The organism is Pseudomonas sp. HY2-MNA-CIBAN-0224 (genome assembly GCF_040310285.1).
In the GTDB taxonomy this organism is placed as follows: domain Bacteria; phylum Pseudomonadota; class Gammaproteobacteria; order Pseudomonadales; family Pseudomonadaceae; genus Aquipseudomonas; species Aquipseudomonas helleri.
The window spans coordinates 1-313 of sequence record NZ_JBEOPQ010000329.1 but is presented as its reverse complement, the minus strand read 5'-3'; the positions used below and the strand labels follow the sequence as shown (position 1 = coordinate 313).

The following is a 313-nucleotide window of genomic DNA, read 5'->3' as shown; positions in this document are numbered from 1 at the left end:
GGCAATCTAAGCGTGGTATCGGCGCTGGCAGGTAGTGAGTATTTGCCACGTATTGCTGGCGGTATCGTATTTTTAGAAGATGTCGGCGAGCAAGCTTACCGCATCGAGCGCATGCTCTATGATTTGTATTTGGCAGGGGTGTTTAAAGGTCAGCAAGCGATTGTATTCGGTGCGTTATCGGGTAGCGGTGAGGACAGTTATGATAAGCGTTATGATGTCGCCACCGTCATTCGTCAATTGCATCAGCTGACAGGATTGCCGATTTATAGCGGCATGCGCTTTGGTCATATTGGGCAAAAGCACAGCTTTACAC

1 pseudogene is annotated in these 313 nt (G+C 48.9%); it reads left to right on the top strand.

The annotated features are described in order from the left end of the window. Window positions 1-313: pseudogene (locus AAEZ03_RS26610) on the top strand (hypothetical protein); the annotation flags it as partial.